At 71.9% G+C, this 13,516-nt stretch carries 16 protein-coding genes; 3 read left to right on the top strand and 13 right to left on the bottom strand.

Annotation, left to right across the window (positions count from 1 at the left end; translation table 11 throughout):
* Positions 1-193: 193 nt before the first annotated feature.
* From ABTY98_RS29705 to hisI, 3 genes are read right to left on the bottom strand one after another with little or no spacing between them, the layout of a single operon-like run.
* Positions 194-838 (bottom strand): TIGR02234 family membrane protein, encoded by a 645-nt coding sequence (locus ABTY98_RS29705; RefSeq protein ID WP_352224119.1) that lies wholly within the window; start codon positions 836-838, stop codon positions 194-196.
* 51 nt (positions 839-889) lie between these two features.
* Positions 890-2,395, bottom strand: a complete 1,506-nt coding sequence (locus tag ABTY98_RS29700) for an anthranilate synthase component I (protein ID WP_352224118.1) — start codon at positions 2,393-2,395, stop codon at positions 890-892.
* A gap of 11 nt (positions 2,396-2,406) precedes the next feature.
* On the bottom strand, positions 2,407-2,811 hold the full coding sequence (gene hisI / locus ABTY98_RS29695) for a phosphoribosyl-AMP cyclohydrolase (RefSeq protein ID WP_352224117.1): 405 nt from the start codon (positions 2,809-2,811) through the stop codon (positions 2,407-2,409).
* Between the two features lie 82 nt (positions 2,812-2,893).
* Here hisI and ABTY98_RS29690 point away from each other — a divergent pair, with 82 nt between their 5' ends.
* The gene (locus tag ABTY98_RS29690) at positions 2,894-3,529 is read left to right on the top strand and encodes a TIGR03085 family metal-binding protein (RefSeq protein ID WP_352224116.1); all 636 of its coding nucleotides are present in this window, start codon (positions 2,894-2,896) and stop codon (positions 3,527-3,529) included.
* Positions 3,530-3,539: 10 nt separating this feature from the next.
* A complete protein-coding gene (locus ABTY98_RS29685) occupies positions 3,540-3,938 on the top strand; it encodes a VOC family protein (protein WP_352224115.1) in 399 nt (132 codons plus the stop codon).
* Between the two features lie 6 nt (positions 3,939-3,944).
* Here the strand turns inward: ABTY98_RS29685 and ABTY98_RS29680 are convergent, their stop codons facing one another.
* The 10 genes from ABTY98_RS29680 to hisD form a co-directional block, all read right to left on the bottom strand.
* Positions 3,945-5,201 carry an MFS transporter gene (locus tag ABTY98_RS29680; RefSeq protein WP_352224114.1) on the bottom strand — a complete coding sequence of 419 codons (1,257 nt, stop codon included), beginning with the start codon at positions 5,199-5,201 and terminating at the stop codon, positions 3,945-3,947.
* Positions 5,202-5,216: 15 nt separating this feature from the next.
* Positions 5,217-5,807: an ArsR/SmtB family transcription factor gene (locus ABTY98_RS29675; RefSeq protein ID WP_352224113.1), complete on the bottom strand. Its 591-nt coding sequence runs from the start codon at positions 5,805-5,807 to the stop codon at positions 5,217-5,219.
* A gap of 126 nt (positions 5,808-5,933) precedes the next feature.
* A complete protein-coding gene (gene hisF / locus ABTY98_RS29670; protein WP_352224112.1) occupies positions 5,934-6,689 on the bottom strand; it encodes an imidazole glycerol phosphate synthase subunit HisF in 756 nt (251 codons plus the stop codon).
* Positions 6,686-7,090, bottom strand: a complete 405-nt coding sequence (locus tag ABTY98_RS29665; RefSeq protein WP_352224111.1) for a RidA family protein — start codon at positions 7,088-7,090, stop codon at positions 6,686-6,688. The genes hisF and ABTY98_RS29665 overlap by 4 nt, the downstream gene beginning before the upstream one ends.
* Entirely contained in the window at positions 7,087-7,812 is a 726-nt protein-coding gene (gene priA / locus ABTY98_RS29660; RefSeq protein ID WP_352224110.1) for a bifunctional 1-(5-phosphoribosyl)-5-((5-phosphoribosylamino)methylideneamino)imidazole-4-carboxamide isomerase/phosphoribosylanthranilate isomerase PriA, read from the bottom strand. The genes ABTY98_RS29665 and priA overlap by 4 nt, the downstream gene beginning before the upstream one ends.
* On the bottom strand, positions 7,809-8,459 hold the full coding sequence (gene hisH, locus ABTY98_RS29655; RefSeq protein ID WP_352224109.1) for an imidazole glycerol phosphate synthase subunit HisH: 651 nt from the start codon (positions 8,457-8,459) through the stop codon (positions 7,809-7,811). Before hisH ends, priA begins: the two co-directional genes overlap by 4 nt.
* Complete coding sequence (locus ABTY98_RS29650; RefSeq protein ID WP_352224108.1) at positions 8,450-8,614, bottom strand: CG2302 family histidine operon protein; 165 nt, start codon at positions 8,612-8,614, stop codon at positions 8,450-8,452. The genes hisH and ABTY98_RS29650 overlap by 10 nt, the downstream gene beginning before the upstream one ends.
* Positions 8,615-8,618: 4 nt before the next feature.
* A complete protein-coding gene (gene hisB / locus ABTY98_RS29645; protein WP_028422551.1) occupies positions 8,619-9,212 on the bottom strand; it encodes an imidazoleglycerol-phosphate dehydratase HisB in 594 nt (197 codons plus the stop codon).
* Positions 9,209-10,315 (bottom strand): histidinol-phosphate transaminase, encoded by a 1,107-nt coding sequence (locus ABTY98_RS29640; protein ID WP_352224107.1) that lies wholly within the window; start codon positions 10,313-10,315, stop codon positions 9,209-9,211. Before ABTY98_RS29640 ends, hisB begins: the two co-directional genes overlap by 4 nt.
* Entirely contained in the window at positions 10,312-11,637 is a 1,326-nt protein-coding gene (hisD, locus tag ABTY98_RS29635) for a histidinol dehydrogenase (RefSeq protein WP_352224106.1), read from the bottom strand. Before hisD ends, ABTY98_RS29640 begins: the two co-directional genes overlap by 4 nt.
* 200 nt (positions 11,638-11,837) lie before the next feature.
* Here hisD and ABTY98_RS29630 point away from each other — a divergent pair, with 200 nt between their 5' ends.
* Positions 11,838-13,409, top strand: a complete 1,572-nt coding sequence (locus tag ABTY98_RS29630; protein WP_352224105.1) for an oxidoreductase — start codon at positions 11,838-11,840, stop codon at positions 13,407-13,409.
* Positions 13,410-13,516: the final 107 nt, after the last annotated feature.

Here is a 13,516-nt window from a genome sequence, read left to right as displayed (position 1 = left end):
CGTGCTCCATTGTCCCGTACGCGCACGCGTGCGGTGAGCGGGGGTGGCGTCTGATGCGCCACATCGGCCACAGCACCCCGGCAGGGACGCGGGGCTGTGGCCGGTGTGCGGCTGCGCCGCGTGGGCGCGCGCAGCCACGACGGCGCCGCGGACATCCGACGGACCGTCCGGCACTCACAGCACGGCGGAACGCTCACGCACCGGTGGGGTCCTCGCCGCGGTCCAGGGCCTTCCAGATGTCCTCGGGGCGGTCCGGGTCGACCGGCTTGGGTGCGCGGCGGGGCCGCTCCGCTCCCGCGCCGCGCTCGTAGCGGCCGGACATGGCGGGCCAGAGGCGGCCGTAGCGCAGCGCGAGCAGTCCGGCGACCAGGATGAGCGCGCCGCCGACCGCGGCGACGTACGGCCAGCCGGTGTGGCTGAGGGCGGCGACCGTGGCGGAGGTGTCGCCGCTGGCCTCGGCGGCCTTCTCGTCCAGCGCGGAGCCGTCGGAGGCGCCCGCCAGGGCGGCGGCGACGATGCCGGCACCGGAGAGGGCGAGGAGCCCGGAGACCAGGAAGCGGCCGGCCTTGCGGACGGCGAAGACGGCGACGAGCGCGGCGAGGCCCACTATGGCGAGGGCCGCGGGGACGCCCGTGACGTCACTGCCCCTGGCGGTCAGTGGGAAGGCGCCACCGGCCACCGTCGCGGTGCCCTCCGCCCAGCGCTGCCGGCTGGACAGAAGGGCCACGGCCGCGCCGAGCGCACCGAACAACAGCGCGACGGCAAGGCTGCGGCGGCCGGACCCGGCGGGTGCGGCGGCTTCGGAACGGGGGGGAGGAACAGCAGTCACGTACTCCACTATGGCCTGAACCCCGGGCGAACTGTCACCCGGGGTTGGGTGAGAAGCGCCCTACTTTCCCAGTCTGTTGGCCGTGTGCACCGCGCGCAGGACCGCCGCCGCCTTGTTGCGGCACTCCTGGTCCTCCGCGACCGGGTTCGAGTCGGCGACGATGCCCGCGCCCGCCTGGACGTACGCCGTGCCGTCCCGGAGCAGGGCCGTACGGATGGCGATGGCGGTGTCGGAGTCGCCGGCGAAGTCGAGGTAGCCGACGCAGCCGCCGTACAACCCCCTTCTGGACGGCTCCAGTTCGTCGATGATCTGCATCGCCCGGGGCTTGGGGGCGCCGGAGAGGGTGCCGGCCGGGAAGCAGGCGGTGAGGACGTCGAAGGCGGTGCGGCCCTCGGAGACCTTTCCGGTGACCGTGGAGACGATGTGCATGACGTGCGAGTACCGCTCGACGGACATGAAGTCGACGACCTCGACGGAGCCCGGTTCGCAGACCCGGCCCAGGTCGTTGCGCCCGAGGTCGACGAGCATCAGGTGCTCGGCGCGCTCCTTGGGGTCGGCCATCAGCTCGTCGGCGAGGTCCTGGTCCTCCCGCGGGGTGGCCCCGCGCGGCCGGGTGCCGGCGATGGGGTGGACCATGGCCCGCCCGTCCTCGACCTTGACCAGGGCCTCCGGACTGGATCCCACGACGTCGAAGGCGCCGCCTCCGTCCCCGAGAGGGAAGCGGAACAGGTACATGTACGGCGAGGGGTTGGTGGCCCTGAGGACGCGGTAGACGTCCAGTGCGCTGGCCGTGCAGGGGGTTTCGAAGCGTTGCGAGGGGACGACCTGGAAGGCCTCGCCCGCGCGGATGCGCTCCTTGATGTCCTCGACGGCGACCTGGAAGTCGGGGCCGCCCCACCGGGCGGTGTACTCGGGGAGTTCGGAGGGGGGCAGGGCGGCCGGGGGCTGGGCGACCGGGCGGGAGAGGTCGGCCTCCATGGCGTCGAGGCGGGCGATCGCGTCGGCGTGGGCCTCGTCGACGCCGGTGTCGAGGTCGTTGTGGTTGATCGCGTTGGCGATCAGCAGGACCGAGCCCTCCCAGTGGTCCATCACCGCGAGGTCGCTGGTGAGGAGCATGGTCAGCTCGGGCAGCATGAGGTCGTCCCGCTCCCCCGGACCGATCTTCTCCAGGCGGCGCACGATGTCGTACCCCAGATAGCCGACCATGCCGCCGGTGAACGGGGGCAGATCCTCCGCTCGCGAGGTGTGCAGGGCCTCGATGGTGGCGCGCAGGGCGGCCAGCGGGTCGCCGTCGACGGGCACGCCGACGGGCGGGACGCCGAGCCAGTGGGCCTGGCCGTCACGGGTGGTGAGGGTGGCCGAGGAACGCACGCCGATGAACGAGTAACGAGACCATTGGAAGGCCGTGCGGCCGTTCTCGGCGGACTCCAGCAGGAAGGTGCCGGGGCGCTCGGCGGCGAGCTTGCGGTAGAGCGCGACCGGGGTGTCGCCGTCGGCGAGGAGCTTGCGGGTGACCGGGATGACACGCCGGTCGGTCGCCAGCTTGCGGAAGGTCTCTAGGTCCATGGCGGCAGACCTTACTGATCGGAGGCCGGGACGGCGGAACCGGCGCCGTCCTTGAGCAGCACGTCGGCGTCGAAGCAGGTGCGGTCGCCGGTGTGGCAGGCGGCACCCACCTGGTCGACCTTGACCAGCAGGGTGTCGGCGTCGCAGTCGAGGGCGACGGACCTGACCCACTGGAAGTGGCCGGAGGTGTCGCCCTTGACCCAGTACTCCTGGCGGCTGCGCGACCAGTACGTGCAGCGGCCGGTGGTGAGGGTGCGGTGCAGGGCCTCGTCGTCCATCCAGCCGAGCATCAGTACCTCGCCCGTGTCGTACTGCTGGGCGATGGCGGGCAGGAGGCCGTCGGCGCTGCGCTTGAGGCGGGCGGCGATCTCCGGGGCGAGGCCGCTGGGCGGGGGCGTACCGGTCGTACTGGTCATGGGTGCCATTGTGCCGCGCGGCACCGGCAGTCACGGACCGTGTCCACTGTCCGGACCGTGCGTGGGGCCGTAGGCTGGCTGCATGTCGACCTTCGCCAAGCGTGAACGGCTTCTGCTCGCTGACCTCTTGGAGACCGCCGGTCCCGAGGCGCCGACCCTCTGCGAGGGCTGGGTGACCCGCGATCTGGCCGCGCACGTGGTGGTGCGCGAGCGCCGGCCGGACGCGGCCGGGGGCGCGCTGATCAAGCAGCTCGCGCCGCGCCTGGAGAAGGTGATGGCCGAGTTCGCCGCGAAGCCGTACGAGGAGCTGATCCAGCTGATCCGTACCGGCCCGCCGCGGTTCTCGCCGTTCCAGCTCAAGCAGGTCGACGAGGCGGCCAACACGGTGGAGTTCTACGTCCACACGGAGGACGTCCGCCGCGCCCAGCCGGACTGGGCGCCGCGCGAGCTGGACCCCGTCTTCCAGGACGCCCTGTGGTCCCGTCTGGAGCGCACCGCCCGGCTGCTGGGCCGGGGGGTGCCGACGGGCCTGGTGCTGCGCCGTCCGGACGGCCAGACGGCCGTGGCCCATCGCGGCGCCCCGGTGGTGACGGTGACGGGCGAGCCCTCCGAGCTGGTGATGTTCGCCTTCGGCCGGCAGAGCGCGGCGAAGGTCGTGGTGGACGGCGACGAGAACGCGATCGCCAAGCTGCACGAGTCCAAGCAGCTGGGCATCTGAGGAGCCCGCCTTGATCAAGGTCGCGATGACGAACGTGTACGTGGACGACGTCCCGAAAGCGCACGCCTTCTACACGGAGGTCCTCGGCTTCGAGACCCGCACCCACCTCGACCTGGGCGGCGGCACCCTGTTCATCACGGTCGGCGCGCCCGGCGGCGCCCAGCCGGACCTCCAACTGCTCCTGGAACCCGGCCAGGGCCCCATCGCGGAGCCGTACCGCGAGGCCGTGTACGAGGCGGGCCTGCCGGCCATCGTCTTCTCGGTCGACGACATCCAGGCGGAGTACGACCGCCTGCGCGCCCTGGGCGTCCGCTTCACGCACGAGCCGCAGGACCAGGGCCCGGTGATCGCGGCCGTCCTCGACGACACGGTCGGCAACCTGATCCAGCTGGCCCAGCCGAAGGGCTGAGAAGCCTCAGCGGGGCAGTTCGGCCCGTCGCAGTCCCGGTACGGCGAGGGCGACGATCCCGCCGAGCGCGCAGACGGCGGCGCTGACGACGTACACCGGGCCGGGGCCGAAGGCGCCGATGGCGGCGGCCGTGAAGGGCATGCTCAGCGGGGTGAGGCCCAGGCTGATCAGGCCGGCGACGGCGGTGACCCGGCCGAGGTAGGCGGGGTCGGCCTGGGTCTGCAGCAGCGCGGAGCACATCGCACCGCTGAGGCCGGCGAGCAGGCCGATCAGCAGGGCAACGCCGACGGCTCCGGCGAGGCTCGGCACGAAGGCGAGGGAGCCGATCGCGACCGATCCGGCGAGAATGGCGTACCCGGCGACCAGCCCGGCGCGCGGCAGCCGGCCCCGGACGGTCAGCAGGAGTGAGACGGCCCCGGCGCCGGTCCCGAACCCGGCGAGCACCCAGCCGACTCCGGCGGCGCCCCAGCCGCGCTGGTCGGCGAGCAGGGTGAGCCCGACGTTGAGGGGGCTGACGAAGCCGAGGTCGCCGAGGGCGATGGCCAGCATCAGCGGGGCCAGGACGCGATGGCGGCGGATGTGGCCGAGACCGGCCCGCAGGTCCTGCCAGGGGGTGGCGCCGGCCGCGCGGTCGCCGGCCGGGATTTTCCGTACCCGGAGGGACATCAGCAGGGGTACCGATACGGCGATGAGCAGGCCGGCGAGGCCGAAGGCGGCCGCCGCGCCGCCGACCGCCACGCCGAGGCCGCCGAGCGGGGCGCCGAGGATGGAGGCGACGCGGATGGCGAGGCCGCGCAGGCCCTGCACGCGCGCGAGCTGGTCGCGGCTGGTGACGCGTGCGGGGAGGGCGCCCACGGCGGGCATGAACACGGCGTCGACGGTGCCGAAGATCAGGGCGAGCGCCGTCAGCGGCCACAGGCCCGGGCTGCTCAGGAAGAGCAGCGCGGCCACGGCGAGGACGGCCGCGCAGCGCACCGCGTCGCTGGCGATGACGACCCGACGCGGCCCCAGCCGGTCGGCGATCACCCCGCCGAACAGCATCAGCACGGCCCTGGGCAGCGCGCTGACGGCCATCACGGCCCCGGCCTGCGCGGGTGAACCGCCCTGAACCGCGGCCCAGGACAGGGCGATGTAGTAGACGCTGTCGCCGACCATGGAGGACGTGTAGGCACCGAGCCAGCGCAGAACGTTGGGGTCACGGTGGGCGGGCTTCGCGGCGGTGGCAGCGGTGGCGGTGGCCGGGGGTATGACGGCGGCGGTCACGGACGTGGGCCCTTCTCAGAGGCGGAACGGGAAGCCGTACACGTGCAGCGCGACGTGCTCGCGCCCTTCGGTGTCGCCGTTCGCCTCGGCGGACCGGCCTTTCTCGTCGTACTTCCTGGCCAGCGCGACCAGTTCCTGGCGGAGTTCGTCCAGTTCGGTCGCGGTCAGGCGGAGCAGGGACTCGTTGTCGGGCGCGGCGGCGTTCCACTCGGCGCTCCAGGTGGGGCGCTCGTCGAGGTAGCGGCGGTACATGTCGGCGCGCTGCTCGTGGAAGAGACGGGTGGCTGCGAGGTGGGCGGCCGCCTTCTCGGGTGCGTCCCGGAAGTCCCGGTCGCGGATGGTGACGCCGTCCGAGGCGGGCTGCCACCAGTGCTCCCGGCCGTCCGCGCGTTGTGGCTCGGCCTCTTCGATCAGGCCGTGCTCGGCGAGCTTGCGCAGGTGGTAGCTGACCAGCGAGACGGCCTCGTCGACCTGCTCGGCGAGCTGTGAGGCGGTCGCCTTGCCGGCCACACACAGGCCTCGGTAGAGCTTCATGCGCAGCGGATGGGCGAGCGCTTTGAGGGTGCCCACGTCGGTGATCCGGTGGTCCCGCTCCTTGTCCGTCATGACACCGACCCTAGATATGAAAGAAAAGTTGCGCAACATATTTTGCGCAACTTCCCTTTCGTATCTGGGGTGTGCGGCAGAAGGCCCCGGTACCGAGGAGCACCGGGGCCAAGGCTCAGCGCAGCGTCACCGCACGGGGTGTCCCGCCTCCCGCAGGGCCTGCTTCACCTCGCCGATGCGCAGGTCGCCGAAGTGGAAGACGGAGGCGGCGAGGACCGCGTTCGCGCCCGCTCCGACGGCCGGGGCGAAGTCGGCGAGTTTGCCGGCGCCGCCGGAGGCGATGACCGGGATGGTGACGTGCTTGCGGACGGCCGTGATCATCTCCAGGTCGTAGCCGTCCTTGGTGCCGTCCGCGTCCATCGAGTTGAGCAGGATCTCCCCCGCGCCCAGCTCGGCGGCCCGGTGCGCCCACTCGACCGCGTCGATGCCGGTGCCGCGGCGGCCGCCGTGGGTGGTGACCTCGAAGGTGCCTTCGGGGGTGCGGCGGGCGTCCACCGACAGGACCAGGACCTGGCGGCCGAAGCGTTCCGCGATCTCCCGGATCAGGTCCGGGCGGGCGATCGCGGCCGTGTTCACGCCCACCTTGTCGGCGCCCGCCCGCAGCAGCCTGTCCACGTCCTCGGCCGTGCGCACCCCACCGCCGACGGTCAGCGGGATGAAGACCTGCTCGGCGGTGCGGCGCACCACGTCGTAGGTGGTCTCGCGGTCACCGGACGACGCGGTGATGTCCAGGAAGGTCAGCTCGTCGGCGCCCTCCGCGTCGTACACCTTGGCCATCTCGACCGGGTCGCCCGCGTCGCGCAGGTTCTGGAAGTTGACGCCCTTGACGACCCGGCCGTTGTCCACGTCCAGGCAGGGGATGACTCGCACCGCCAGGGTCATGAACCCACGGCTCCTCGGTATGCCTCCAGCTCTGCCTCGACCAGGATGCGCGGGTCGACGAAGCCGGTCACCACGACGAACGTGGTCACCGGGCGTACCGAGCCGAAGATCTCCTTGTGGGCACGTCCCACCGCGTCCATGTCGCGCGCGTGGGTGAGATACAGCCGGGTGCGGATCACCGACTCGGGTCCGAGCCCGAACTCGGCGATCGCCTCCAGGGCCGTAGCGAAGGCCACGTTGGCCTGTTCGTACGGGTCGCCCTCCCCGTACAGCACGGAGCCCTTGAAGGACGTCGTACCGCCCACCACCACTCGGTCGCCCGCCGCCACGGCGCGGGCGATACCGAAGGGCTCTTCCCAGGGACTTCCGCTCTGTACACGCCGCACGGCTTCTGACGTCATCGGGACACTGCCTCCAGTGCTTCTTCCAAGGTGAACGCCTTGGCGTACAGGGCCTTTCCGACGATGGCGCCCTCGACACCGAGGGGTACCAGTTCGGCCAGCGCGCGGAGGTCGTCCAGCGACGACACGCCACCGGAGGCCACGACCGGCCGGTCCGTCGCCGCGCAGACGTTCTTCAGGAGCTCCAGGTTCGGGCCCTGGAGGGTGCCGTCCTTGGCGATGTCGGTGACGACGTACCGCGCGCAGCCCTCCTGGTCGAGCCGGGCCAGCGTCTCGTAGAGGTCGCCGCCGTCGCGGGTCCAGCCGCGGCCGCGCAGGGTGGTGCCCTTGACGTCCAGGCCCACCGCGATCCGGTCGCCGTGCTCGGCGATGACCTTGGCGACCCACTCCGGGCTCTCCAGGGCGGCCGTGCCGAGGTTCACCCGGCGACAGCCGGTGGCGAGGGCGGCCGCCAGCGAGGCGTCGTCCCGGATACCGCCGGACAGCTCCACCTTGATGTCCATCGCCCCGGCGACCTCGGTGATCAGCTCGCGGTTGTCGCCGGTGCCGAACGCGGCGTCCAGGTCGACCAGGTGCAGCCACTCGGCGCCGGACCGCTGCCAGGCGAGGGCGGCCTCCAGGGGGGAGCCGTAGGAGGTCTCGGTTCCCGACTCGCCGTGCACGAGGCGGACGGCCTGGCCGTCGCGGACGTCGACGGCGGGGAGGAGTTCGAGCGTGCTCACAGTGTTCCGATCCAGTTGGTGAGGAGCTGGGCCCCGGCGTCGCCGGACTTCTCGGGGTGGAACTGGGTGGCCCACAGGGCGCCGTTCTCCACGGCGGCCACGAACGGCTTGCCGTGCGTCGACCAGGCCACCTTGGGGGCGTGCAGGACCGGGTTGTGCGCCTCCAGCGCCCAGTCCTGGACGGCGTAGGAGTGCACGAAGTAGAAGCGGGCGCCGGCGTCCAGGCCCGCGAACAGCTCCGAGCCGGCCGGCACGTCCACGGTGTTCCAGCCCATGTGGGGCACGATCTCGGCCTGGAGCGGCTCGACCGAGCCGGGCCACTCGTCGAGGCCCTCGGTCTGAACGCCGTGCTCGATGCCGCGCGCGAACAGGATCTGCATGCCGACGCAGATGCCCATCACCGGCCGCCCGCCGGACAGCCGGCGGTCGATGATCCAGTCCCCGCGGGCCGCCTTCAGGCCCTGCATACAGGCGGCGAAGGCGCCGACGCCCGGCACCAGCAGCCCGTCCGCGTTCATGGCCTTGTCGAAGTCACGGGTTATCTCGACGTCGGCCCCGGCGCGGGCGAGCGCCCGCTCGGCGGACCGGACGTTCCCGAAGCCGTAGTCGAAGACGACGACCTTCCTGGCGGATCCGCTCAATTCCACACCTCCAGCCTCATGACACCCGCCACCAGGCACATCGCGGCGCCGATCGAGAGCAGCACGATCAGGCTGGTGGGCATCTTCTGCTTGACGAAGGAGACGATTCCGCCGACCAGGAAGAGGCCGACGACGATCAGTAGGGTGGAGAGCCCGGTCATGGCTTTACAGCGCGCCCTTCGTCGAGGGGAGGATGCCGGCCGCGCGCGGGTCGCGCTCGGAGGCGTAGCGCAGCGCCCTGGCGAGCGCCTTGAACTGGCATTCCACGATGTGGTGCGCGTTGCGCCCGTAGGGGACGTGCACATGCAGGGCGACCTGGGCCTGGGCCACGAAGGACTCCAGGATGTGCCGGGTCATGGTGGTGTCGTACTCGCCGATCATCGGGGCCATGTTCTCCGGCTCCGTGTGCACGAGGTACGGACGGCCGGACAGGTCCACGGTGACCTGGGCGAGGGACTCGTCCAGGGGAACCGTGCAGTTCCCGAATCGATAGATCCCCACCTTGTCGCCGAGGGCCTGCTTGAAGGCGGCGCCGAGGGCGAGGGCGGTGTCCTCGATGGTGTGGTGCGAGTCGATGTGCAGATCGCCGTCGGTCTTCACGGTGAGGTCGAACAGACCGTGCCGGCCGAGCTGGTCGAGCATGTGGTCGTAGAAACCGACGCCGGTCGCGATGTCGGTCTTCCCGGTGCCGTCGAGGTCGATCTCGACCAGGACCGAGGTCTCCTTGGTGGTGCGCTCCACGCGCCCTACGCGGGTCATGCGTCCAGCTCCTTCTTGACTTCACGTGCCGCGTCGAGGAACGCGTCGTTCTCTTCGGGGGTTCCGGCGGACACCCGCAGGAAACCGGGCACGCCGTTGTCCCGGACGAGGACCCCGCGGTCGAGGATCTTCTGCCAGACCCGGTGGGGGTCCTCGAACCGCCCGAACTGCACGAAGTTGGCGTCGGACTCGGTGACCTCGAACCCGGCCGCCCGCAGCTCGCTCACCAGCCGGTCCCGCTCGGTCTTCAGCTGCTCCACGTACTTCAGCAGCGTATCCGTGTGCTCCAGGGCGGCGAGCGCGGTCGCCTGGGTGATCGCCGACAGGTGGTACGGCAGCCGTACGAGCTGCACGGCGTCCACCACCGCGGGGTCCGCGGCGAGGTAGCCGAGGCGCAGGCCGGCCGCGCCGAAGGCCTTCGACATGGTCCGGGAGACGACGAGATTCGGCCGACCTCCGAGCAGCGGCAGCAGCGAGGCGCCGTGGCTGAACTCGATGTACGCCTCGTCGACGATCACCATGGACGGCCGGGCCGCCTGGGCCGCGTCGTACAGCGCGAGGACCGTCTCGGGCGGGACCGCGTTACCGGTGGGGTTGTTGGGGGTGGTGATGAAGACGACGTCGGGCTTGTGCTCGGCGATCGCGCGGGTGGCGGCCTCGGTGTCGATCGTGAAGTCGTCGTTGCGGGGGCCGGAGATCCAGCCCGTGCCCGTGCCGCGCGAGATGAGCGAGTGCATCGAGTACGACGGCTCGAAGCCGATCGCCGTACGACCCGGTCCGCCGAAGGTCTGCAGCAGCTGCTGGATGACCTCGTTGGAGCCGTTGGCCGCCCAGACGTTCTCGACGGAGAGCGGGTGGTTGCCGGTCTTCGCCAGGTACTTGGCCAGCTCGGTGCGGAGCCGGACCGCGTCCCGGTCGGGATAGCGGTTCAGGTTCCGGGCGGCCTCGCGCACCCGCTCCACGATCCGCTCGACCAGAGGCTCGGGCAGCGGGTAGGGGTTCTCGTTGGTGTTCAGCCGTACGGGCACGTCCAACTGGGGCGCGCCGTAGGGGGACTTGCCTCGCAGCTCGTCCCGTACGGGGAGATCGTCGATGCCTGTCACTTGCCCTCGGGTACCTTCCAACCGAACCTTGCCTTGATCGCCGCGCCGTGTGCCGGCAGGTCCTCCGCCTCCGCCAGCGTCACCACGTGGTGCGCGACCTCGGCCAGCGCGTCCTTCGTGTAGTCGACGATGTGGATGCCGCGCAGGAAGGACTGGACGGACAGGCCGGAGGAGTGGCAGGCGCAGCCGCCGGTGGGCAGCACGTGGTTGGATCCGGCGGCGTAGTCACCGAGGGAGACCGGTGCCCAGGGGCCGACGAAGATCGCGCCGGCGTTCTTGACGCGATCGGCCACTTCGGAAGCCTGAGCCGTCTGGATCTCCAGGTGCTCGGCGCCGTACGCGTCGACGACCCTGAGGCCCTCCTCGACGCCGTCGACCAGGACGATCGCGGACTGCCTGCCCGCGAGCGCCGGGACGATCCGGTCGTCGATGTGCTTGGTGGCCGCGACCTGCGGCTCCAGCTCCTTCGCCACCGCGTCCGCCAGCTCGACCGAGTCGGTGACCAGGACGGCGGCGGCCAGCGGGTCGTGCTCGGCCTGGCTGATCAGGTCGGCGGCGATGTGCACCGGGTCGGCGGTGGCGTCCGCGAGGACCGCGATCTCGGTGGGGCCGGCCTCGGCGTCGATGCCGATCCTGCCGGTGAAGTAGCGCTTGGCGGCGGCGACCCAGATGTTGCCGGGGCCGGTGACCATGTTGGCGGACGGGCAGGACTCGGTGCCGTAGGCGAACATCGCGACGGCGGTGGCGCCGCCGGCCGCGTACACCTCGTCGACGCCGAGCAGGGCGCAGGCGGCGAGGATCGTCGGGTGCGGCAGGCCACCGAACTCGGCCTGCGCCGGGGAGGCGAGCGCGATGGACTCGACGCCGGCCTCCTGCGCGGGCACGACGTTCATGATCACGGAGGACGGGTAGACCGACCGGCCGCCGGGCGCGTAGAGCCCGACCCGCTCGACCGGCACCCACTTCTCGGTGACCGAGCCGCCGGGCACGACCTGGGTCGTGTGGGTCGTACGACGCTGCTCGCGGTGGACGAGACGGGCACGCCGGATGGACTCCTCCAGGGCCGCGCGCACGGCCGGGTCGAGCTCCTCCAGCGCCTTGGCCAGGGACTCGGCGGGCACCCGCACCTGCTCCAGGGTGACCCCGTCGAACTTCTCGGCGAAGTCGATCAGCGCCGCGTCGCCCCGATGATGCACGGCCTCGCAGATCGGACGCACCTTCTCCAGGGCGGCCGAGACGTCGAAGTCGGCTCGGGGCAGCAGGTCGCGCAGGGCGGGGCCCTCGGGGAGGGCGTCGCCGCGCAGGTCGATTCGGGAGATCACGTGCTCAATTCTCTCAGACGGCACTCGGGGCCCGTCCGCGCGTATCAATGGCTGATACAGAACGTGAGCCAACGGCCGGTACATAGCCTGGCCGGAACCCGGAAGATCACCTTCACGTGTGGTGTTCGAGTGGTGACGGACCGGGCATCACCGCTGGGCGAGTACATGACTGACGAGTAGCTGAGGAAGAAGGAAGAGCCGTGACCGAGGGGGTCCGGGACGGGGAACTGCCGGACGATCTGACCGCGGCCGAGGCCGGGATGTGGCAGGCCTTCCGCAACGGCAGTGCGTACGACCTGAGCAGCGGCGACGCGCAGGTGGACGATCCGCACGGCGGCCATCCCTGGGGGCCCGAGCGGACCGTGCGGGCGCGGATCGTCTGCTGGCTGCTGCTCGACGGGCCGCCGGCGCTCGCGGGCCGGGTGGCCGCGCTGAAGCTGGCGGGTGTGCGGATCACCGGCGCGCTGGACCTGGCGGGCGGCGCGGTCACCCCGTATGTGGAGCTGCGCGGCTGCCGGTTCGACGACGAGGTCCTGCTGCCGGAGGCGCACTTCACGACCGTGCGACTGGTCGACTGTGCGGTGCCACGCCTTGAGGCGGCCCGGGTGCACACGGAGGGTGATCTGCATCTGCCGCGCTGCCGCTTCCTGGGCGGGGTCCGGCTGACCGACGCGCACATCGGCACCGACCTGCTGCTGAACCAGGCGGTGGTGTACCGGGACCGCAGCGGACGGTCGATCGCGGCGGACGGCCTGGTTGTCGGGCAGGATCTGCAGGCCGAGCTGCTGGAGTCGTACGGGGAGCTGAGCCTGCGCAGCGCCAAGGTGGGTGTCTCGCTGAGCCTGCGCGGGGCCCGGCTGCGCAATCCCCACGGGCGGTTCGCGCTGAACGCGCCCCAGCTGACCGTCGGCCGCACCCTGTACCTGACCCCGGCCGGCGTGGGCGGCCCCTGGCAGAGCGGCACGACCCCGGCGCGCGGGACCCGGATCCAGCGGTTCGAGTGCCAGGGCGGGATACGTCTGGACGACGGGCGGTTCGGGGACGCCGTCGACCTGGAGCGGGCCCGGTTCACCTTCACGGACGACCAGGAGCTGTCGCTGCGCCGGGTGCAGGCGCCGGAGGTGCGGTTCCTCGGGGAGGAGCCGCAGCGCGGCCGGGTGGTGCTGTCGGGCGCCCGGACCGTGAACCTGGTGGACCGGGCGACCAGCTGGCCGGGCCCCGGGCGGCTGCACATGGGCGGCTTCGCCTACGAGAACCTGGTCCCGCAGGGCCCGTTCCCGCTGACCCGGCGGCTCGACTGGGTGGCGGCGGCGACCGCCGAGTACAACCCGGAGCCGTACGAGCGGCTCGCGACCGTGCTGCGGGCCGCCGGTGAGGACGAGGACGCGCGCGAGGTGCAGCTCGCCAAGCAGCGCCGGCGCCGCGAGACGCTGCCGGTCGCCGCCAAGTTCTGGGGTTACGTGCAGGATCTGACCGTGGCCTACGGCTACCGGCCGGGCCGGGCGGCGGTGTGGATGGCGGTGCTGTGGGCTGCGGGCACGCTCGCCTTCGCACACGCCCCGCACCCGCCGATGACCTCCGGCGGGCATCCGGTCTGGGACCCGGCTCTGTTCGTCCTCGATCTGCTGCTGCCGGTGATCGACCTGGGCCAGGCCGGCCAGTGGCGCCTCAGCGGGGGCTGGCAGTGGGCGGCCGCCGTGATGATCCTGCTGGGCTGGATCCTGGCGACGACGGTGGCGGCGGGGGCCACGCGGCTGCTGAGGCGCGGCTAGGCAGGTGGGCGCGGCTGGTCCCGCCAGTCGCGCGTGACAGGTACCCAACAGGTGAGCAACAGTCACCTTTTAGCTTCCCTTGACCTGAGACCGTACAACTTTCACGG

Origin of the sequence: Streptomyces sp. NPDC096040 (assembly GCF_040303265.1) — a bacterium.
Taxonomy (GTDB): domain Bacteria; phylum Actinomycetota; class Actinomycetes; order Streptomycetales; family Streptomycetaceae; genus Streptomyces.
The sequence above is the reverse complement of the archived record's forward strand: the minus strand, read 5'-3'. Positions and strand labels throughout refer to the sequence as shown.